Source organism: Massilia cavernae, assembly GCF_003590855.1.
Taxonomy (GTDB): domain Bacteria; phylum Pseudomonadota; class Gammaproteobacteria; order Burkholderiales; family Burkholderiaceae_D; genus Telluria_A; species Telluria_A cavernae.
Map to the genome: position 1 here is coordinate 55,429 of NZ_QYUP01000149.1, position 20,221 is coordinate 75,649.

The window sequence follows — 20,221 nt, forward strand, 5'->3', positions numbered from 1 at the left end:
CCTGATTGAAGACAGCACGTTCGCGGTTTCATCGGAGTGAAGAGATTCGCCGGATAAAGGGCGATTTGGAGCGGGATAGTTATCCGCGCTTGCAGATGTTCCTACTGGTCGCGCTGACGGGTGGAGCGGGGTTCTTCGCTTCGTTCGTGATGCTCCGCACGGGCATCGTCGAGATGTGGATTCGGTACTTGCTGTCATTCGGCGTGGCGTATGTGGTGTTCCTGTTCCTTCTGTGGCTTTGGCTGCGGACGAAGGCCAACGATTACATCGACGTTATCGACGTCAGCGGGCTACCCACCTGGAGTCACGACGCGCCGACGCCGGTCTATAGCGGCAAGGGAGGCACGTTTGATGGCGATGGAGCCAGTGGCTCGTACGAACTCGCATCTGATGCCACCCTGCGAAGCGCCGAGCCTGCGGGCATTACCGATAACGCGCTCGGATCGGTGGCGGACGCGGACGAATTCGCGATTCCGCTGGGCGTTATTCTGGTTCTCGCAGCGATTCTTTTCTCCTCGCTGTTCATGGTCTATTCGGCGCCGCTGCTTTTTGCGGAACTTGCAGTGGATGGCCTGCTGTCGGCGAGCCTGTACCGGCGCCTGCGCGGTCTCGAGACACGGCACTGGCTCGAAACCGCTTTGCGAAAGACTGCGTTGCCCTTCGCAATGACGGCTATTGCCATTTCCGCGGCTGGATGGACAATGGCCCACAATGCCCCGGGTACGCATTCCGTCGGCGAGTTCCTCACGGAGCGCTCGCAATAGTGCGCTATCGGTCCGAAGCGAAAGTCGGCAAGGCACCTCGGGTTCCGCTATGCGACAGTTTACGCTATGAGTCATTTGACCTTCACCGCTGCTAGGGAAGCGCTGATCAATTGACGTTTCTGGCGCCGCGTCCGTTTTTCGAACAGACGGATTCATCCAACTGCGCGATTGCGGAATCGGCGCTACCAGAAATCGCTTCTATTCGGTAAATCGGCCCTGCATTTCGCGCTTTTGCGCGCTCAAGACGCAACTCGGGATTCAGATATCGTGAACCGCCTACCCGCCAGGAGCAGATTGGCAAAGCCGAACAACGTGAACAGTTGTGCGGTGTTCTTCGCCAAGCCACGGTAGCGAACCTTGCGATGACGGAACAGGTTCTTCACAACATGGAACGGATGCTCCACCTTTGCCCGCACGCTGGCCTTGAGATGTTCGAGTTTTTCCATCCTGCGTCCAAGCTTGTTGTTGGGCAGCGCCTTGCGTTTGGAGCGCTTCATCGCGACATGCCAGGTGACCGCCTTGCCTTGGTTCTCTTCGCGCTTTTCCACGCCCTGGTAGCCTGCGTCGCCGAGTGCGGCCACTTCGTCGCCATGCAGCAGCGCGTGCGCTTGCGTTACGTCGCTGACGTTGCCGGCGGTGACGACGACGGTGTGCGTCAACCCCGACGTAGCATCAACGCCGATATGGGCCTTGAGGCCGAAGTGCCAATCATTCCCCTTCTTCGACTGGTGCATTTCCGCATCGCGCTTCTTGTCTTTGTTCTTGGTCGATGGGGACGCTGCGATCAGCGTTGCATCGACAATCGTACCCTCGCGCATGATCAAACCCTTCTCCGCCAAGTGGCCGTTGATCGTGTCAAAGATCTTGCGCGTCAGTTCATTTTTCTCAAGTAGTCGGCGGAATTTCAGCAAGGTCGTTGCGTCCGGAGCGGATTCGCGATTGAGGTCAATGCCGACGAAACCACGGATCGCCTGGCTATCGTAGATCGCGTCCTCAATGCCCTCGTCGGACAATCCAAAGCACTGCTGGGCCACGTACATGCGCAGCATGCGCGCCAGTCCAACCGGCGGGCGTCCGGCACCTACAACCTTTGGATAGAAGGGCTCGATCATTTGATGCAATTGCGACCAAGGCGTCACCTTGTCGATCTCAGCCAGGAAGCGATCACGCCGCGTCAGCTCTTTCTTGGCTGCGTATTCGAGGTCGGAAAAACTCTTCTGCATGGTCGACTGGTCAATGGTGAACGTGGCATCATTGTCTCAGGTCTTGCGCGCCGTCGGAACCGGCCCCGGAGAATAAATCAGCGTTTCCCTAGACCACAAGGATGATGATCTGTAACAATTGGTTAGTTTTTTCGGTTGTGCCGCCACATATACTATTGGCCTTACCACGCGGCGTTAGCAACGCTTCGTTAAATCGCGGGCTTCGCGACCGGTAAGAATATCTAATGAACGAGGGGAAGTTTGTGTTTTCTTTGGCAGCATATACGGTTACGATCAACAAAACGGGGTCGAAAAAATCTTTACCACTTGACGCTTTCGATGGAAGCACGAGCTTCCTAGAAATGTTGCATGATTTCATCAAGTCGAGACGCGGATCCGACGTGACATACGCTCACAAGAAACGGATTCTGCGTTTTGCTGCCGTTGATAAGATCCAAAGTGATGCCTTCACCGCCAAATTGCAAACGGGTGAGTACGGTTTTACCAGTGATCTGTATGATACTAATCTCAAAGCAAATGCCTACAACAGGAAGATGTCTGAAGCGGAAATGTTGCCGTGTGGTGGTCAAGTAAATTCGGACACAACGATAGGTTTTTTTGCTGCCATGTTCCGTTCGTAGACGGAGGGCGGCAGATTGCCCAGAACTGAGTGCAGACGTTCGCTGTTGTAGAAGCCGACGATGTAGGCGGCGATATCGACCTTGGCCTCAGCGTGGTTGGCGTATTCTCGCTGCCACACGCGTTCCATTTTGAGGTTCAGGAAGAAGCGTTCGGCGACGGCGTTGTCCCAGCAGTTCCCTTTGCGGCTCATGCTGCAGATGAAGCCGTGGCTGGCCAATTTCGCCTGGTACTGAGCACTGGCGTACTGGCTGCCGCGGTCTGAATGAACGATCAATCCTTCGCCCGGCCGCCGCTGTTGAACCGCCATGTGCAGAGCATCGCAAACCAGCTTGGCTGGCATGTTCGGTGCCATGGCCCAACCGACCACCTTGCGCGAGAACAGGTCGATCACCACCGCCAGGTATAGCCAGCCGGCGCCGGTCCGGAGTAGAGTAAGAGGCAGGGCGTAGTCGAACTATTTCCCTGCCTCTCCTCTCCGAACCGGACTTGCACCTTTCAGTGCATCCGGCTCTCCATTTAAGTGCTGCTCATAGCAAAGGCAACATCGGCGTATCGCGACTCAATCGTTCGTCGCGCTACGTCGCGCACGATGTACGGATTTTCCGACGAGGTCCGCCATCTGAATTGCCCCTTACGGCTTGTGATGAGGCGCCGAAGCGCTATCGCTCCATACCAGCCACGACTGTTACGACCTTCTACTACCCATGTCTTTGCTTGCCCCGGTTCTGGTTCACAGACATGGTCGCGCATTAGTGACGGGAAGCCCCGTCGATACTTACGCGCAAGCCAATACCCAAATTTCCAGAAGACAGTGCGATCCAGCTTGCTAAACATGGTGGCTGTAAAGTCGGTGTACTGATAGAAGTTCGCCCATCCCGCAAGTTGCCGATTCAGGCTTTCCACGACATCCATCCGGTTTGCACCATAATCGCCTGACAGTTGCTTGACCAGTTTCTCGGCAAAGCGTCGGTACTTCTCCCACGGTATTGTGCTGACAGGCCGCATGCGACCGCGTGGACCTCGCTTACGGATGATGCGATGGCCGAGGAATACGAAGCCATCGTTGACATGCGTAACATGGGTTTTCTCCATGTTCAGCGTTAGTTTGAGTTGGCCTTCCAGAAACCCACGACACGCTTCGCGTACGGCTTCCGCATGCGCCTTGGTCCCTTTGACGGCTACCACAAAGTCATCAGCGTAACGGCAGTACGATATTGCAGGTATCCACTGCCGATTCTCCCGCACGGCAATGGGCCGCCGATTGAGAATGCTGAAGTTCCACGCCCCCGGTCTTGGCGCACTTTCTTGCTAAGATAATTCTTCTCCATCCAAGCATCGAATTCATGCAACATGATGTTGGAAAGCAATGGTGAAATTACCCCGCCTTGTGGAACGCCTTCGCTTGCTGCTCGAAATAGACCGTGATCAACGCATCCTGCCTTGATGAATTTCCAGAGCAGTGCCAGCAAGCGCTGATCAGCAATACGCTTACGAATCCCCTTCATAAGCAAGCGGTGATGTACGGTATCGAAGTAGCTGGCGAGATCACCTTCGATCACCCAACGGCCTGCGGTATTTTCCGTACCACTATCTTGCAGTTGAAGTTTCACGGTACGTATCGCGTGGTGCACACTGCGGGCCGGTCTGAATCCATATGACGCCGGATGGAAGTCACTCTCCCATATCGGTTCCATCACCATCAGAATGGCCCTCTGCACAATTCGATCACGAAGACAAGGAATGCCTAACGGCCTCATTTTGCCGTTCGCTTTCGGAATCAGTACACGTCGTGCTGGCAGCGGGTGGTACGCCCCCGCCAACAGCTCGGAACGGATCGTCGCGAGTTCAGCGTGGAGATGCTCCTCCATCCGAACCTTGTCAACACCGTCGACGCCCGGCGTCTTGGCTCCGCTGGAAGCCAGCGTGATACGAGCCGCCTCACTAAGCCAGGCGCTGTCGGCGACCAGCCTCAGGAGGCGATCGAACTTGCGTTCTTTGTTCTCCGTTGACCATGTCGCCAGCTTGCTTTGCATTTCACTGATTATCAAAGGTCTTCACCTCATTGTGGTCAGTTAATCGACCAAGCAAACCACTTAAACTGCCCCCCTTCGCCATGTGACCGGATTTCCCGGCCTCGGACTACTACGAGGGCTCCGCCAGCTTGCACATCATCGGGGGCACACTCCCTTGGCATCTGCGCAAACCTTCCCCAGTTCACATGCTGGACTTAACGCATGGGCGAGGTTGCCTATCGCAGCCTTTATCCTTGCTTTCCGCAAGTCGGCGCGGATGTCATGGTCTAGCTACGCGCTCTCCATGACCCCATGCCGATCAGCATACATGTCTGATCGGCACTCGCGATTCCAGGTCATACGTATAACTGAAATCGATCCACGCCCTGCCTGTTAAACGGTGTAGGCAGGGGTGACATTTCAACCCTCAGGTACGGATTAATAGGTTCGTGTTCCTCAACCGTCCCATGCTCAGCCTAGAGATTCATCTTGGCGTAACCGTTTCGCCGCAAATCCCGTTTCCCACGGACTACGTCACCTTGCCAGTGTCAGCAAGTCACCGCCGCTTCGGCTCACTTTCTCTCGTAGCAGAGAAAGGGCATTCCCGAAAAAAAAACTTGCCGGGTACTGCATTCCAAACATGCTCAAGCAGCGTCACCCCAATGCAGGCGGGCTACGCTGGCTGGGCGTACCGTAGGTGATGTCGGAGACGTAGGCCTTATTTGGCGCGGCCGGATTGAACTGGCGGGCCAGTACGTTGGCTGCGATCGGCAGATCATGCTTGCTGTCGGTAGTGTGAATGAATTTGCGCTTCCAGACGGGTTTTAAGCCTGCCTGGCGCATCAAACGTCGAACCTTGAAGCGACCGGCCGTAATGCCCCGATTTGACAGCTCTGCCACCATACGGCGACTGCCATAGCTCTGGTGACTTGCCACGAAAGCTGCGCGTACATGGACACTCGTTTTGCAAACCGCCGGCGCAGCAGCACGGCGCTTAGCTTCATAGAAACCGGAACGGCTAACGCCCAGTACACGGCAGCTTTGCGAGACAGGGATGGCCTTCGTTTGCAGCTCGTCGATAAGTCGAAAACTCATTTCAGCTCGCGGGCAAAGAAGGCCGACGCTTTTTTTAAAATTTCTACGTCTCCTCGCAGTTGGCGGTTCTCCTGCTCCAGTTGCCGGATTCGTTGCTGTTCAGGCGTCAACGGTTTGCCAATGCCTGGCTGGCCAGCCTGCTCGGAATCGTACTGCTCCACCCAGCGGCGAACGGCGGTGGGACCAATGCTCATGCTCTGGCACACATGCTGCACACTCAGTCCCTGTTCTTTGATCATTTTGACGACCTCAAGCTTGAAGCTGGGATCGAAACTACGGCGTTGCCTTGTCATGCAAATCTCCTCGGATGGTGGATTGTCCACCTATCGAGGTGTCCGGGCAAATTAGACCACAGCACCGTTCTTACTGCACGCATATTTCCCTAAAGGACGCGCTCAAGGCGCCCTAATATTTCAACGTTTCAAACAGTTCGGAGTTCGTGGCTATTTAATGGACGAACTGTTTCCTCACTTTACCGCGGCTTTCCCTGGCTATTCTCTCAAGTTGGCCAAGGCGGTACCTAAGGATGTACTCGCGGAAATTTTGGGGAAAGGTCAAGTAAAAGTTTTCCGATTTGTGAAATATCAAGCCTCTTCGGATATTTGCGACGCCGTCGCATTGATCGACCGGGACTCTGCTACGACTGAAGTAGAATACGTAATTAAGGCCAAACGTAATGGCTACTTCGGATTGTTGGATCCGCTAAAAAAGGAATTCAACAAGCCCGTTCCTGATTTTAAGTCATATCGTTATACATAAGTCAGCCGAGTCCTTCGCGCAGCGCGCGTAGCGTTTCGGCGGCGGTCATGACTTGATCCAGTCCGCGCCAAATCGTCTTTACTCCCGGTTCGCCGTCACTCTTGCGACCGAGGAAGCCTCCCACCTGCGCGACAAGCCGGACGATTTCGTTGAGCGTGGGTGGAGCGGTCGGCATCTTCTTTTTTGTTAGCAGGTAAGCGCCCCGGATCTCGTCCGGATCGAAGAACAGCGCGGCATCGAGGTCGGGGCAGGTTCGGCCCAACCGCATCAGATTGGTGATACGCCAGGCAACAACCATAAAGAGTGCGAGCGCGCGTTCAATCCGATCGATCGCCGACAGTTGCAATGCCTCTACCTCGCAACCATTTTTGAGGACATTGAAATAGATCTCGATTTCCCAGCGTGCCCGGTACCATTCGATCAGCTCGATAGCTTGCTCAACTGTCGATGCCTGGCGGTTGGTCAGCAAGCGCCATTCGACGGGCTTGACGCCTTTGGGCGCGCCGATCTCGCGCGCCACGATGCAGGTTGCGGTAATGCGTCCACCTTTGCCATCCGATATCTCGACTGCGCGGGACCAGACTTGCTGGCGAACGGTACGCGCTTTCTGTTCGTCACGGGGACCCATCTTGAAGGTAATTTCTCCAACTGCCTCGCCCTTGGTCGTATAGGCCCACAACTTGTCGTCGCCGCCGTCGGGCAAGCAGCGATTGTGTTTGGCACGCACCAACCAATCGACAGGCGTTCCCAAGTCACGCGCGCGACGCATCATCGCTACCATGTCGGCTTCCCGGTCGGCCACGTACACCAACCGCGTGTCCGGCATCTCGGGCGCCATCTCCGCGAGGCGTTCATAGCCTTCGGGCCAGCGTGCGCTCTCACTTTGCCCAGGACGGACCCCGTCCGCACCGCGTTGCTCTCGCGCCCACATATAGGCATCGAGCACTCCCAACGGTTCGCGTTCCGGCGTGACCGCATAGGTCGGATGAAGATACATGCCGCGCCGCGCTTCGTAGTTCAGCGGGCCAAGACCTTCGGTTTCCTGTCCGTTGAAATCAAGCTCGGTCGTGTCCTGAATACAGAGCACCACGCGATGCGCGCTCATGCGCTCCTGCGTCCGCGTCCAGTGCGGGGCAAGAATGCCCTCCCACGTGACATCGTCGTTGCCGAGGAACCGATAGGCCGCGCACGTCTCATTCCAGCTATCGCACGCCTGCGGGATGCTGGCCGTCGGCTTTGCCGAAAGTCGTTCCATCATTATTCTTGCCCTCTTGTCGAGGCGGGCATCCCCAAGGGCCAGTCCTGCAAACTCGTGATCCGTCCAGCGCTGCGCTACCTTGGTCAATGCGTCACCCAAAATGAAAGAGTAAACGCGATCTCGCCAAAGTTTACAAGACCCATCTGCAACTCATTGAAAGTTAACGATATTTCTAGCTAAGCTGGGAGCGGCTTCCGACTTGTGTATAACGATATGTGTTGAAGCGGATCCACACTTTGATAGAATTTGAAATAAGGTAACGGTAATTCTGAGGTTGGACTAGTTGCTTGACTCTTGCATTGGCCCTAAATCAGCAAATCCGCCACTTGGCGTGAACGTAGGAACAGGGCAGAGCGAAACAATTGGTGTCACCGTCTAGTCCACAAACAAAAGCCCGGTCACCCGGGCTTTCGTTTTAGTGGAAGTGCTCGCCGCCCTGCGGAGCATCCTCCGGCATCTCCGCATGCACCAACTCCCCGACGGGGTCGGCAAACAAGGGGGCGCCGCAGTCATCGCAGTACTCAACCACGAAGCGCTCGGTGTGCTTCTTGATGTGCGTGATTCCGCAATCGTTCAGGTGCGCCACGATCTCGTCGATCGGCCGCACGATTTCCCCAGTAGCGAGTGCCGAATGCGTTAGCCCTTCCAGCGGCGTGCCTTCCTCGTCTTCCTGGCCGTACAGCGGCCACACGATGCCGTAGATGACCTCCGCTTCCTGGCGCATCGTGAACGACACGCGGTATTCGTCGATCTGGCCGTCAGTGGTCTCTTCGCCGAAGCCTGCGATCACCGCGCGCAGGTCGGACGCTTCAACGCCCAGCGTATTGGTCAGGTAGTGCACGGCCGCGCGGATCGAGACCGGGCGAATCAGTTTGTCCGCTTCGCGGCAGGCGACGTAATACGCTTCCGGCAGCAGCAGCTCGACGCCGCAGCCTGGCAGCAGGCGCGAGACGCTTGGCGTGGCCTGCGTGCGCCACTGTTCCAGCGCGTTCGTGCGTTCGGCCATGAAGTTGTTGAGGTACTGCGGTTCTTGCCAGCGGAAGAGCGGCGCGCCAAGTGGCGCCACGACGGCAACCAGCAGGTAGCGCGTGTCGGCCAGGAAGGGCGCGGTGTCGGCCGGCTTTGCGATCGGCTTGACGGCCGCACCCTTGTGCGCGGCTTGCGCCAGCTTGTGCGTAAGCGCGTAGGTCTCGGCGTGCGTGCGCGGCAGCTGGTCGATGGCGAACAGGGTAGGGGCCATCGACATCTGCGTGCCTTCGGCCAGCAGGTGTGCGCCAAAGTGGGCGGACAGCGATGTCAGGATCTCGCCAGGGATGGTGCCGGAGGCGATCGAGAAGCGCGTCCATGCCAGTACCGGCGCTGCGATCAGCAGGGCCTGGTGAGTGGTTTCGACGCCGTCGTGCATCTCGGTCATCGTGGACGATTCGCTGACCGCTTCGACGCCTTCCATCAGCACGTCGTAGGCGTTCAGGTCGTCCTTGAACAGGACGTTCAGGGTGGCGTCGATGGTGTCCTGGTGCGCAGTTTTCAGAAGCTTTTGCAGCTGCATGTCGAGGTGCCGCTCGAATGTACGTTCCTCGAGCCGGCTGCCGGCCTGGACGATCGATTGTGAAATGCTGACCAGTCGCTGGCTTTCTGCCGACAGTTTGTTCGTTGAATCTTTGGATGGTCGACGCATAACGCTAAAAGTCTCTTTAAGTGAAGTGAACGGTTCGATTGTTCTGTGAACAATGATAAACCCTTATTGTTCGTATTGTAGTTGATTCGGGGTGAGGGGATGAACACTGCGCAGGGGGTGGGGGTTTTGGTGGGGGAGTGTTGAGGGTTTGACCATGCCTATTGTCGCTTGCATGTCGTGCCCGCCATTGGCGGACCCGATTTCCCACGGAGGCGGGAAGCCATAACGCGTGTGCGTTTGCCATCAGTGCGGGCGGTGGAGGTGCTGGGTGTTCAGCATGGGTTGCCGCGCGTCGCCGAGGCTTTCGCGGGAAGTCGTTTCCGTCAGTGGCGGGAAGTCGTTTCCGTCAGTGGCGGGAAGTCGTTTCCGCCAGTTGTAGTGTTGTGGAACGACGGCCATGGGGATAACGCGCTGCGCGCTTTCCGCCATACGGGTCACGTTGATGAATTGAGTTTGACGCGTGAAGCGACCGCGTTGGTGGCGGAAGTGAGCATGAAAGCGCGGATGCACTGCGTTTATCCGCCCTACGCAGGTGCCTCATACGCCCCGTCAGATGCGGATATCACGTGGATGCAAGCATGGCGCCTCACGAATTACGCATTACCCAATATCCATCACCCATCACGCATCACGGATTTCGCGTTACGTAATTCGCTTTTCAATGGAGAAAAAAACGCCGGACGAATCCGGCGTTTTGCTGTTCGCTCCTTGCGCGGAGCGCAAGGCACTTGCCGATTAGTCGGCCAGCAGTTGGCGCAACACGAATGGCAGGATGCCGCCGTGCTTGTAGTAGTCGACTTCGATCGGGGTGTCGATGCGCAGCAGGACGGACACTTCCTGCTTGTCGCCGTTCGCGCGGTGGATTACGAGCGTAGCCAGTTGTTGTGGCTTGATCTCGCCTTCCAGGCCCTTCAGGTCGAACACTTCGTTACCGGTGATGTTCAGCGTTTGCACGCTGTCGTCGCCGATGAACTGCAGTGGCAGCACGCCCATGCCCACCAGGTTCGAGCGGTGGATACGTTCGTACGAACGCACGACCACGGCCTTCACGCCCAGCAGCTGGGTGCCTTTCGCAGCCCAGTCGCGCGACGAGCCGGTGCCGTATTCTTCGCCGCCGAACACCATGGTCGGAGTGCCGTCAGCAACGTACTTCATCGCTGCGTCGTAGATCGACATCTGTTCGCCGCTCGGCTGGTGGATCGTGATGCCGCCTTCAACCGCGGAGCCGTCCTTCTTGGCCGGGATCATGCGGTTCTTGATTCGCACGTTGGCGAAGGTACCGCGCATCATGATCTCGTGGTTGCCGCGGCGCGAGCCGTACGAGTTGAAGTCGGCCTTCATCACGCCGTTCGCCTTCAGCCACTGGCCCGCAGGGCCGCTTTCCTGGATCGAGCCGGCTGGCGAGATGTGGTCGGTGGTGATCGAGTCGCCGAACACGCCCAGTGCGCGCGCGCCGGTGATGCCGCTCGCCGCCGCTTTCGGGACCATCGTGAAGTCCTGGAAGAACGGAGGTTCCGCGATGTAGGTCGACTCAGGCCAGTTGTAGACCTGGCCTTCCACCGTCGATACCCTTTCCCACAGCTTGCCAGGTGCGCCTTTTACCTGCGCGTAGTTAGCCTTGAAGACATCGGAGTTCATCGCGAACTTCATCAGGGCCTGGATCTCTTTCGAGGTCGGCCAGATGTCGCCCAGGTAGATGTCCTTGCCTTCGTGGCCCTTGCCGACTGGCTCGGTCATCAGGTCGCGCGTCATGTTGCCGGCGATCGCGTAGGCGACGACCAGCGGTGGCGAGGCCAGGAAGTTCGAGCGGATGTTCGGGTGAATACGCGCTTCGAAGTTGCGGTTGCCCGACAGGACAGCCGAAGCGACGATGTCGTTCTCGGTGATGGTCTGGTTCAGTTCCGGGGTCAGGTCGCCGGCGTTGCCGATGCAGGTGGTGCAGCCGTAAGCGGTGACGCCGAAGCCGAGCTTTTCCAGGTATGGCAGCAGGCCGGCAGCGGTCAGGTACTCGGTAACCACGCGCGAGCCAGGAGCCAGCGAGGTCTTGATGTGCGGGTCGACGCTCAGGCCGGCTTCGACAGCCTTCTTGGCCAGCAGGCCGGCAGCCAGCAGCACGCTCGGGTTCGAGGTGTTGGTGCACGAGGTGATCGCCGCGATCAGCACGTCGCCGTTCTTGACGTTGACGCCGTTACCGGTTGGGTAGACCTTGGTCAGGTCGGCTGCGTCCTTGTTGAAGCCGTTTTCGGTGGTCGGCTTCGAGAACAGTTCGATGAAGTTGTTCTTGACGTTGCCGATTTCGATACGGTCTTGCGGACGCTTCGGACCAGCCAGCGATGGGGTGACGGTCGACAGGTCGAGCGATACCACGCGGGTGTAGTCGATGTCGCCATCTTTTGGCACGCCGTACAGGCCCTGCGCCTTGAAGTAGTTCTGGAAGGCGGTGATTTCTTCCTTGGTGCGGCCGGTGCCTTCGAAGTATTCGACAGTCGCGTCGTCAACCGGGAAGAAGCCCATGGTCGCGCCGTATTCAGGCGCCATGTTGGCGATGGTGGCGCGGTCGGTCAGCGACAGCGTCTCGGTGCCGGCGCCGAAGAATTCGACGAACTTGCCGACCACTTTCTGGTGGCGCAGCATTTCGGTGATGGTCAGTACCAGGTCGGTCGCGGTGCAGCCTTCGCGCAGCGCGCCAGTCAGGTTGACGCCGATGACGTCCGGGGTCAGGAAGTAGACCGGCTGGCCCAGCATGCCCGCTTCCGCTTCGATGCCGCCCACGCCCCAGCCGACCACGCCGATACCGTTGATCATGGTGGTGTGCGAGTCGGTGCCTACCAGGGTGTCCGGGTAGTAGACTTCCGCTGCCTTGTGTACGCCGCGCGCCAGGTACTCGAGGTTAACCTGGTGGACGATGCCGAAGCCCGGTGGCACGACGCCGAAGGTGTCGAAGGCCTGCATGCCCCACTTCATGAACTGGTAGCGCTCGTTGTTGCGCTCGAATTCCAGCTTCATGTTCAGGTCGAGCGCCTTCGGCTCGCGGTAGTGGTCGATGGTGACCGAGTGGTCAACCACCAGGTCCACCGGCACCAGCGGCTCGATGTTCTTCGGGTCGAGGCCCATCTTGTTGGCGACGTTGCGCATCGCGGCCAGGTCGGCCAGCAGCGGTACGCCGGTGAAGTCCTGCAGCACAACGCGCGCTACCACGAACGGAATTTCTTCCGTGCGGTCGGCGGTCGGACCCCAGTTCGCCAATTGCTTGACGTGTTCTTCGGTCACTTTCTTGCCGTCGCAGTTGCGCAGCACGGACTCCAGAACGATACGGATCGACACTGGTAGGCGCGAAATATTCACACCCAGGTTTTTCTCCAGTGCCGGCAGCGAGTAAAACTTGCCTTTCTGGCCTGCCGACAGTTTGAAATCCTTGAGTGTGTTCAGTGTGTTGCGGGACATATCCTCTCCTTCAGTGGGGGTATTTTGTTATTGCATGTTATGCAATCGTTCAGGTTTTTGTGGCTTCCTGGGCCTTGATCAGCTCCTGTTGGATCTGTTCGGCGTTCTTGCATTCGTTGGCCAGCTGGCGGTTCAGCTTGGAGTCGAGCAGCATGCCCTTGGACGGAATGCCGATCCATACCAGGCCGGCGCGCGCGTTCTCAAAGCGCAGGGCGCCGGTGGTGGTGCCCACGCGGTCGAGCCGGTGCAGGCGTTTCTTCCAGCGCAGCGCGATGTGGCCGACATCGCCGTCGTTCTTGTAAATCGTGATCTTGTTGTTCAGTTCACACTGGTACTCGACCGTGGTGGTGTCGGTAATGTCGGGTTCCGCTTCGTCCGCCAGGACGTCGACCGCTTTCGGGTGCTTCTCAAGCGGCTTCTTGGCAGGCTTGGCCTTGGGTTTGGCGGCTGGCTTGGCCTTGTTTTGCTGCGCCATGTCGGAGGCTGCGGCAGGAACGCAGAGGGCGGCGGTTGCGAAGGCGAAGCCGCAGGCAACGATGAGCTTGCTAATAAGAGTAGACATCAGGTTATTTCCGTATGAAGGTCAGGGCCGAGGAGGGCGGCAGCGGCGTCGGGCAGGGCCAGTCCGGCCAGTTTCGCGCGCTGTAAAACCGTCCAATAGTATCGGTAGCTGGCTCTGTCGTGCAAGCGCCCATGTTGCGAGATTGGTCCCCAATTCGCATTGATGGCTTCAGTCAGGATGTTAGTGGCTTCATTCACTTCGGACAACCTTGGCGTAAATGCCTTGATGATCGGCTTGATCTGGTCCGGGTGGATGCTCCACATGCGGGTGAACCCGAATTCGGCGCCGGCGCGCTGTGCGTCGTTGGCCACAACTGCGCTGTCCTTGATGTCGGTCGTCACGTTATGCGACGGCACCTTGCCGTGCGCATGGCAAGCTGCCACCATCTCGAGCTTCGCGCGCACCACCAGCGGGTGCGTGAACTGGCCCGGCGTGCGCATCGCGCTGCCGGGAATGGCGCCATAGTGCGCCGAGACGAAGTCCATGATGCCGAACGACAGGCACTCGACCTGGGGCAGGGCGGCGATGTCGTATGCGTCGCGCAGGGCGCCGTGGGTTTCGATGAGAACGTGAACAGGCAGGTCGGCGCGGCCGGCCTTGGCGGCGTGCTGGTTGATCAGCTCGATCGCGCGCATCACGTCTTCCGTGCTCTCAACCTTCGGCACGACCACATAGGCCAGGCGCGATGCGGCGCCGCCGACGATGACGGCGATGTCAGGTTCGAAGAAGGAGCTCGATACGTCGTGCACGCGCACGCCGATGCGGTTGAAGCGGTTGCCTTCGTCGTTCAGCAGGCGCACCACCAGTTGGGCGTGCTCCGGCTCGGCGCCGGCAGCTGCGCCGTCTTCGCAGTCGAAGGTGATGTCGAACAGGGGGCCAAGCTCTTGTTGCAGGGCCATCGACTTGCGCATCAGCTTCTCCGACCCGCAATAGTGGTCGCAGGCTGGAAGCAGCAGGGGCTGGCGTTTGCCCTGGAATAAAACCTCGGATGGGTGCATTTTCGTTTGCTCTGAAACCGTCGTTCCCGCTTTCGCGGGAAGTCGGTTCCGCCAGTGGCGGAACCGACAGCGACTGTAGGTTTTAAGCCTTCAGCAGGTGGGCAACGCCTTCGCGCTCTTCGGTCAGTTCCTTGAGCGTCAGGTTGATGCGCTCTTGCGAGAACTCGTCGATCGGCAGGCCCTGGACGATAGTGTACTCGCCGTTTTCAACGGTGACAGGGAAACCGAACATGGTGTCCTTCGGAATGCCGTACGAGCCGTCCGATGGGATGCCCATGGTGGTCCACTTGCCGTTGGTGCCGACGTGCCAGTCGTGCATGTGGTCGATCGCCGCGTTGGCTGCCGATGCTGCCGACGACAGGCCGCGCGCTTCGATGATCGCTGCGCCGCGCTTGCCGACGGTTGGCAGGAAGGTGTCGCGGTTCCATGCGTCGTCGTTGATCATGTCCTTGACCGACTGGCCATCGACAGTCGCGAAGCGGTAGTCGGCGTACATGGTTGGCGAGTGGTTGCCCCACACAGCCATTTTTTCGATCGAAGCAACTGGCTTGCCGGACTTGGCAGCGACCTGCGACAGGGCGCGGTTGTGGTCCAGGCGCAGCATGGCGGTGAAGTTCTTGGCCGGCAGTGAAGGCGCCGATTTCATCGCGATGTAGGCGTTGGTGTTGGCCGGGTTGCCGACCACCAGTACCTTGACGTTGCGCGATGCGACGGCATCGAGCGCCTTGCCTTGCACGGTGAAGATCTGTGCGTTGGCTTCGAGCAGGTCCTTGCGCTCCATGCCTGGGCCGCGTGGACGCGCGCCAACCAGCAGGGCGTAGTCGGCATCCTTGAATGCGGTCATCGGGTCGGCGTGGGCGGTCATGCCGGCCAGCAGCGGGAATGCGCAGTCGTCGATTTCCATCATGACGCCCTTGAGCGCTTTCTGTGCTTTTTCGTCAGCGATTTCCAGCAGTTGCAGGATGACTGGCTGGTCCTTGCCCAGCATGTCGCCGTTGGCGATGCGGAACAGCAGGGAATAGCCGATCTGGCCGGCGGCGCCGGTGACAGCAACGCGCAGTGGGGTTTTAGCCATGGTGAATCTCCAATGTGAGAAAAGAAACGGTCGACGCCGAGGAAACGCGATTTGGGCAAAAGTATAATCATACCAAAATCGCCAGACCTCAACCCGGGCGCGATACAAGGCGCGATGCGCGCGCGCAAGCCGGGATCGCAGGGAGTGTAGGCGGCCGGGGTGCTTCTGTCAATTCATATCTTATGTCTTATATAAGACACATAACCAATGGGTGGAAATGCTGGACTGGCATCGCCGTTTGTGGTGAAATCGTGGTCTATGAACCAAGCCTCGTCGAATTCGAACAACAATGGCGCGCCATCCGGCGGTAGCGGCAATGCCGCCGGCGGAGCGGGCAGTTCACCCACCTTCAGTCCGCTTTACCAGCAAATCAAGGCCCTGATCACCCAAAGCCTGCAATCGGGCGAATGGAAGCCGGGCGAACTTATCCCCAGCGAAGTCGAGCTGGCCGGCCGTTTCAAGGTCAGCCAGGGCACCGTGCGCAAGGCGATCGACGAGCTGGCGGCCGAAAACCTGGTCATGCGCCGGCAGGGCAAGGGCACCTTCGTGTCCACCCATCACGAGGCGCGCGCGCACTTCCGTTTCCTGCGCCTGGTGCCCGACGAGGGCGTTCCGCACCATCCCGACAACAAGCTCATCGAAGTCAAGCGCATGCGTGCGCCCGCCGAAGTGGCGCGCCTGCTCGACTTGAAGAGCGGCGACGCAGTGGTCTATATCAAGCGCGTGATGTCATTCGAGGGCGAGCCGACCATCCTGGAAGAAATTTGGCTGCCGGGCCTGCTGTTCAAGGGGCTGACGGCAGAACGACTGATCGAGTATCGCGGTCCAATGTATGGGCTGTTCGAGTCGGAATTCGGCACGCGCATGATTCGCGCGACCGAGAAGATTCGCGCCATCGCTGCGGATTCGACCGCGGCAGAGTTTTTGCACGTGAAGGAAGGTTCGCCGCTGCTGTGCGCGGAGCGGGTTTCGTTTACGTATGGGGATAAGGCGGTGGAGTTGCGCAGGGGCTTGTACCTCACTGCGCATCATCATTACCAGAATGAGTTGTCCTGACGGCTGGCGTTCGGCGGATGCGTGCTTCGCACTTATCCGCCCTACGCCGTCATCGCATCAACTCGGTCAGTCACGCGTAGGGCGGATAAGCGCCACCACGCGCGCATCCGCCGACCTGGCCGCCGCCTCCTCCGGCAGAGATTATGCGTTGCGGTTAAGATACGTTGTTATGTAGTAACTATGTAGTAATTTTTGTAGTAATTGGTAGGTGTTTGCTGCATTGTTGTCGGTTTTGTCGCTCATTAAGATTTAGATATTGGTGCAGCGCGCGAAAATAGGCGAAAATTGCGGGTTCACTATTAGTTTTGTCTTAAGGGGAGGTCTTGTTATGTCCGAAGCCGTGAAAGAAGTGCCAAGAAAAGAGCGGCCACACTTCAGTAACATCCATGTTACCGATTTGATGAATTACCGCATGACGCCGGCAGCGTACGTGTCGATCCTGCACCGCGTCAGCGGCGCATTGATGTTCCTGCTGCTGCCATTCATGCTGTACCTGCTGCAGCTGTCAATCAGTTCTGAAATGACCTTCGCGCATTTCGCCGGCATCCTCTCCAATCCCCTCGTTAAATTGATCCTGCTGGGCCTGATCTGGGGCTATATGCACCACTTCTGCGCCGGCGTGCGCCACCTGTTCATGGACATGCACGTGATGATCGAGAAGGATTCGTCGCGCCAGTCCGCCGTCGGCGTGCTGGGCATCAGCCTGGTACTGACAGCGCTGGCAGGTCTCAAACTGTTTGGAGTATTTTGATGGCAAAGAATAACGTCGGACCGAAGCGCCTCGTCGTCGGCGCCCACTACGGATTCAAGGACTGGCTGGCACAGCGCATCACCGCGATCGTGATGGCGCTCTACACCGTGATCCTGCTGGCCACCTTCCTCACCGGCCAGAACTTCACCTATGAAGGCTGGGCCGGTCTGTTCGCCCAACAGTGGTTCAAGCTGTTCACGCTGGTGACCTTTGCCGCGCTGTTTTATCACGCGTGGGTCGGCATGCGTGACATCTGGATGGACTACGTCAAGCCGGTCGGCATTCGCCTGACGCTGCAAATCGCAACCATCCTGTGGCTGGTCGCCTGCGCTGCCTGGACCGTTCAAATTATCTGGAGTGTGTAATCGTGGCAGCAATTAAAACTGCAATCCCTACCCGCCGCTTCGACGCGGTAATCGTCGGCGCCGGCGGCTCCGGCATGCGCGCGTCCCTGCAGCTGGCCGAAGCCGGCCTGAATGTGGCCGTGCTGTCGAAAGTATTCCCAACCCGCTCGCACACCGTTGCGGCGCAGGGCGGCATCGGCGCGTCCCTCGGCAACATGAGCGAGGACGACTGGTACTGGCACATGTTCGACACCGTCAAGGGCGGCGACTACCTGGGCGACCAGGATGCGATCGAATTCATGTGCCGCGAAGCGCCGAAGGTCGTCTACGAGCTCGAACACTTCGGCATGCCGTTCGACCGCAACCCAGACGGTACCATCTACCAGCGTCCGTTCGGCGGCCACACCGCCAACTTCGGCGAGAAGCCAGTCCAGCGCGCATGCGCGGCGGCCGACCGTACCGGCCACGCGCTGCTGCACACCCTGTACCAGCGCAACGTGCGCGCACGCACCCACTTCTTTGTCGAGTGGATGGCGATCGACATCATCCGCGACGCTGAAGGCGACGTGGTTGGCGTGGTTGCGCTCGAAATGGAAACCGGCGAATGCATGATCCTGGAAGCGAAGACCACCATCTTCGCAACCGGCGGCGCAGGCCGCATCTTCGCCGCATCGACCAACGCCTTCATCAACACCGGCGACGGTACCGGCATGGCGGCACGTGCCGGCCTGCCGCTGCAGGACATGGAGTTCTGGCAGTTCCACCCGACCGGCGTGGCCGGCGCGGGCGTACTGATCACCGAAGGCGTGCGCGGCGAGGGCGGTATCCTCATCAACAGCAACGGCGAACGCTTCATGGAGCGCTATGCGCCAACCCTGAAAGACCTGGCGCCGCGCGACTTCGTATCGCGCTCGATGGACCAGGAAATCAAGGAAGGCCGCGGCTGCGGTCCGAACAAGGACCACGTGCTGCTGGACCTGCGCCACATCGGCGCCGACACCATCGCCAAGCGCCTGCCGTCGATCCTGGAAATCGGCCACAAGTTCGCCAACGTCGACGCGACCAAGGAACCGATTCCTGTCGTGCCGACCATTCACTACCAGATGGGCGGTATCCCGACCAACATCTACGGCCAGGTTGTCGCGCCGAAGAACGGCAATCCGGTTGAAGTGGTCAACGGCATGTACGCGATCGGCGAATGCGCCTGCGTATCGGTGCACGGCGCGAACCGCCTGGGCACCAACTCGCTGCTCGACCTGGTGGTGTTCGGCCGCGCGGCCGGCAACCACGTGGTTGCATCGAACCTGAAGCAGAAGTCGAACAAGCCGCTGCCGAAAGACGCGTCCGACTACGCAATGGAGCGCCTGAACCGCCTCGAGACTTCGACCGGTTCGGAAAAAGTACAGGGCGTCGCCAACGACATCCGCGCCACGATGCAGAAGTACTGCGGCGTGTTCCGTACCGATGCGCTGCTGGAGCAGGGCGTGAAGGAAATCATGGTCCTCGACGAACGCCGCAAGCACGTCTCGTTCAAGGACAAGTCGAAGGTGTTCAACACCGCGCGCGTCGAAGCGCTGGAACTGGACAACCTGATCGAAACGGCGAAAGCGACCATCACCTCGGCGGTGGCACGCAAGGAATCGCGCGGCGCGCACGCGCACAGCGACTACCCTGCGCGCGACGACGAAACCTGGATGAAGCACACCTTGTGGTTCAGCGAAGGCAACCGCCTCGAATACAAGCCTGTGATCACCAAACCGCTGACGGTCGACACCTTCAAGCCGAAACCACGTACTTTCTAAGGTCAGAACATGACACGCACCGTAAAACTGAAAATTTACCGTTACGATCCGGACCGTGACACCAAGCCGTACATGCAGGACGTGACGGTGGAACTGCAAGACACCGACAAGATGCTGCTGGACGCGCTGCAGCGCATCAAGTCGGACGTGGACGACACCCTGAGCCTGCGCCGTTCGTGCCGCGAAGGCGTGTGCGGTTCGGACGCGATGAACATCAACGGCAAGAACGGCCTGGCCTGCACCACCAACCTGAACGAGCTGACCCAGCCAATCGTGCTGCGTCCTCTGCCAGGCCTGCCGGTGATCCGCGACCTGATCGTCGACATGACCCAGTTCTTCAAGCAGTACGACTCGATCAAGCCTTACCTGGTGAACGACTCGATCCCGCCTGAAAAAGAGCGCCTGCAGACCCCGGCCGAGCGCGACGAGCTCGACGGCCTGTACGAGTGCATCCTGTGCGCGTGCTGTTCGACCTCGTGCCCGTCGTTCTGGTGGAATCCGGACAAGTTCGTCGGTCCTGCCGGCCTGCTGCAAGCCTACCGCTTCATCGCCGACAGCCGCGACGAAGCCACCGGCGAGCGCCTGGACAACCTGGAAGACCCGTACCGCCTGTTCCGTTGCCACTCGATCATGAACTGCGTCGATGTTTGCCCGAAGGGTCTGAACCCGAACAAGGCGATCGGCAAGATCAAGGAACTGATGGTCCGCCGCGCGATTTAAGCCGGGTAGGCGGCAGGCGTGAATCGCTTGCCGCTGCCGTGCGCCGCGACAATACAGTA

The 20,221-nt window shown here is 58.9% G+C and carries 20 protein-coding genes and 1 pseudogene; 8 read left to right on the top strand and 13 right to left on the bottom strand.

The features are described from left to right. Positions 1-5 precede the first annotated feature (5 nt). A complete protein-coding gene (locus D3872_RS19915; RefSeq protein ID WP_147373939.1) occupies positions 6-764 on the top strand; it encodes a hypothetical protein in 759 nt (252 codons plus the stop codon). A gap of 239 nt (positions 765-1,003) precedes the next feature. Here the strand turns inward: D3872_RS19915 and D3872_RS19920 are convergent, their stop codons facing one another. After that, positions 1,004-1,987: an IS5 family transposase gene (locus D3872_RS19920; RefSeq protein WP_119812446.1), complete on the bottom strand. Its 984-nt coding sequence runs from the start codon at positions 1,985-1,987 to the stop codon at positions 1,004-1,006. Positions 1,988-2,211: 224 nt separating this feature from the next. Here D3872_RS19920 and D3872_RS25345 point away from each other — a divergent pair, with 224 nt between their 5' ends. Further along, the gene (locus D3872_RS25345) at positions 2,212-2,607 is read left to right on the top strand and encodes a hypothetical protein (RefSeq protein ID WP_147373940.1); all 396 of its coding nucleotides are present in this window, start codon (positions 2,212-2,214) and stop codon (positions 2,605-2,607) included. Here D3872_RS25345 and D3872_RS19925 read toward each other — a convergent pair. The 5 genes and pseudogenes from D3872_RS19925 to D3872_RS19940 form a co-directional block, all read right to left on the bottom strand. After that, a pseudogene (locus tag D3872_RS19925) lies at positions 2,553-3,056 on the bottom strand (IS3 family transposase); the annotation flags it as partial. The gene D3872_RS25345 and the pseudogene D3872_RS19925 sit on opposite strands and share 55 nt — an antisense overlap. Before the next feature lie 68 nt (positions 3,057-3,124). Further along, positions 3,125-3,793: a group II intron maturase-specific domain-containing protein gene (locus tag D3872_RS27650; RefSeq protein WP_229459433.1), complete on the bottom strand. Its 669-nt coding sequence runs from the start codon at positions 3,791-3,793 to the stop codon at positions 3,125-3,127. Beyond that, complete coding sequence (locus D3872_RS27655) at positions 3,787-4,641, bottom strand: reverse transcriptase domain-containing protein (RefSeq protein WP_229459434.1); 855 nt, start codon at positions 4,639-4,641, stop codon at positions 3,787-3,789. Before D3872_RS27655 ends, D3872_RS27650 begins: the two co-directional genes overlap by 7 nt. A gap of 633 nt (positions 4,642-5,274) precedes the next feature. Beyond that, positions 5,275-5,715 (bottom strand): IS3 family transposase, encoded by a 441-nt coding sequence (locus D3872_RS19935; protein ID WP_119812448.1) that lies wholly within the window; start codon positions 5,713-5,715, stop codon positions 5,275-5,277. Next, positions 5,712-6,008, bottom strand: a complete 297-nt coding sequence (locus tag D3872_RS19940) for a transposase (RefSeq protein ID WP_119811095.1) — start codon at positions 6,006-6,008, stop codon at positions 5,712-5,714. Before D3872_RS19940 ends, D3872_RS19935 begins: the two co-directional genes overlap by 4 nt. 157 nt (positions 6,009-6,165) lie before the next feature. On the opposite strand from D3872_RS19940, the gene D3872_RS19945 reads away from it, so the two are divergent. Next, positions 6,166-6,474 carry a hypothetical protein gene (locus D3872_RS19945; RefSeq protein WP_119812449.1) on the top strand — a complete coding sequence of 103 codons (309 nt, stop codon included), beginning with the start codon at positions 6,166-6,168 and terminating at the stop codon, positions 6,472-6,474. Between the two features lies 1 nt (position 6,475). On the opposite strand, the gene D3872_RS19950 is transcribed toward D3872_RS19945, so the two are convergent. The 7 genes from D3872_RS19950 to D3872_RS19975 form a co-directional block, all read right to left on the bottom strand. Beyond that, positions 6,476-7,831, bottom strand: a complete 1,356-nt coding sequence (locus D3872_RS19950; RefSeq protein ID WP_441295136.1) for an IS4 family transposase — start codon at positions 7,829-7,831, stop codon at positions 6,476-6,478. A gap of 316 nt (positions 7,832-8,147) precedes the next feature. Further along, the gene (locus tag D3872_RS19955) at positions 8,148-9,410 is read right to left on the bottom strand and encodes a DUF2863 family protein (RefSeq protein WP_119812450.1); all 1,263 of its coding nucleotides are present in this window, start codon (positions 9,408-9,410) and stop codon (positions 8,148-8,150) included. A 243-nt stretch (positions 9,411-9,653) separates the two neighbouring features. Further along, the gene (locus tag D3872_RS25350; RefSeq protein ID WP_147373942.1) at positions 9,654-9,920 is read right to left on the bottom strand and encodes a hypothetical protein; all 267 of its coding nucleotides are present in this window, start codon (positions 9,918-9,920) and stop codon (positions 9,654-9,656) included. A 225-nt stretch (positions 9,921-10,145) separates the two neighbouring features. After that, a complete protein-coding gene (acnA, locus tag D3872_RS19960; protein WP_119812451.1) occupies positions 10,146-12,854 on the bottom strand; it encodes an aconitate hydratase AcnA in 2,709 nt (902 codons plus the stop codon). A 49-nt stretch (positions 12,855-12,903) separates the two neighbouring features. Beyond that, positions 12,904-13,416 carry a hypothetical protein gene (locus tag D3872_RS19965; protein WP_119812452.1) on the bottom strand — a complete coding sequence of 171 codons (513 nt, stop codon included), beginning with the start codon at positions 13,414-13,416 and terminating at the stop codon, positions 12,904-12,906. Next, entirely contained in the window at positions 13,416-14,414 is a 999-nt protein-coding gene (locus D3872_RS19970) for an HpcH/HpaI aldolase/citrate lyase family protein (protein WP_119812453.1), read from the bottom strand. The genes D3872_RS19965 and D3872_RS19970 overlap by 1 nt, the downstream gene beginning before the upstream one ends. Before the next feature lie 82 nt (positions 14,415-14,496). Beyond that, positions 14,497-15,489 (bottom strand): malate dehydrogenase, encoded by a 993-nt coding sequence (locus D3872_RS19975; protein WP_119812454.1) that lies wholly within the window; start codon positions 15,487-15,489, stop codon positions 14,497-14,499. A gap of 258 nt (positions 15,490-15,747) precedes the next feature. Between D3872_RS19975 and D3872_RS19980 the strand changes: the two genes are divergently transcribed. The 5 genes from D3872_RS19980 to D3872_RS20000 all read left to right on the top strand — a co-directional run bounded on the left by D3872_RS19980 (position 15,748) and on the right by D3872_RS20000 (position 20,162). Continuing rightward, positions 15,748-16,545 (top strand): GntR family transcriptional regulator, encoded by a 798-nt coding sequence (locus tag D3872_RS19980; RefSeq protein WP_119812455.1) that lies wholly within the window; start codon positions 15,748-15,750, stop codon positions 16,543-16,545. 328 nt (positions 16,546-16,873) lie between these two features. Then, a complete protein-coding gene (sdhC, locus tag D3872_RS19985) occupies positions 16,874-17,296 on the top strand; it encodes a succinate dehydrogenase, cytochrome b556 subunit (RefSeq protein ID WP_119812456.1) in 423 nt (140 codons plus the stop codon). Beyond that, positions 17,296-17,661 (top strand): succinate dehydrogenase, hydrophobic membrane anchor protein, encoded by a 366-nt coding sequence (gene sdhD / locus D3872_RS19990; protein ID WP_119812457.1) that lies wholly within the window; start codon positions 17,296-17,298, stop codon positions 17,659-17,661. Before sdhC ends, sdhD begins: the two co-directional genes overlap by 1 nt. Before the next feature lie 2 nt (positions 17,662-17,663). Beyond that, on the top strand, positions 17,664-19,442 hold the full coding sequence (gene sdhA / locus D3872_RS19995) for a succinate dehydrogenase flavoprotein subunit (RefSeq protein WP_119812458.1): 1,779 nt from the start codon (positions 17,664-17,666) through the stop codon (positions 19,440-19,442). A 9-nt stretch (positions 19,443-19,451) separates the two neighbouring features. Beyond that, the gene (locus tag D3872_RS20000) at positions 19,452-20,162 is read left to right on the top strand and encodes a succinate dehydrogenase iron-sulfur subunit (protein WP_119812459.1); all 711 of its coding nucleotides are present in this window, start codon (positions 19,452-19,454) and stop codon (positions 20,160-20,162) included. The last annotated feature ends 59 nt before the right edge of the window (positions 20,163-20,221 follow it).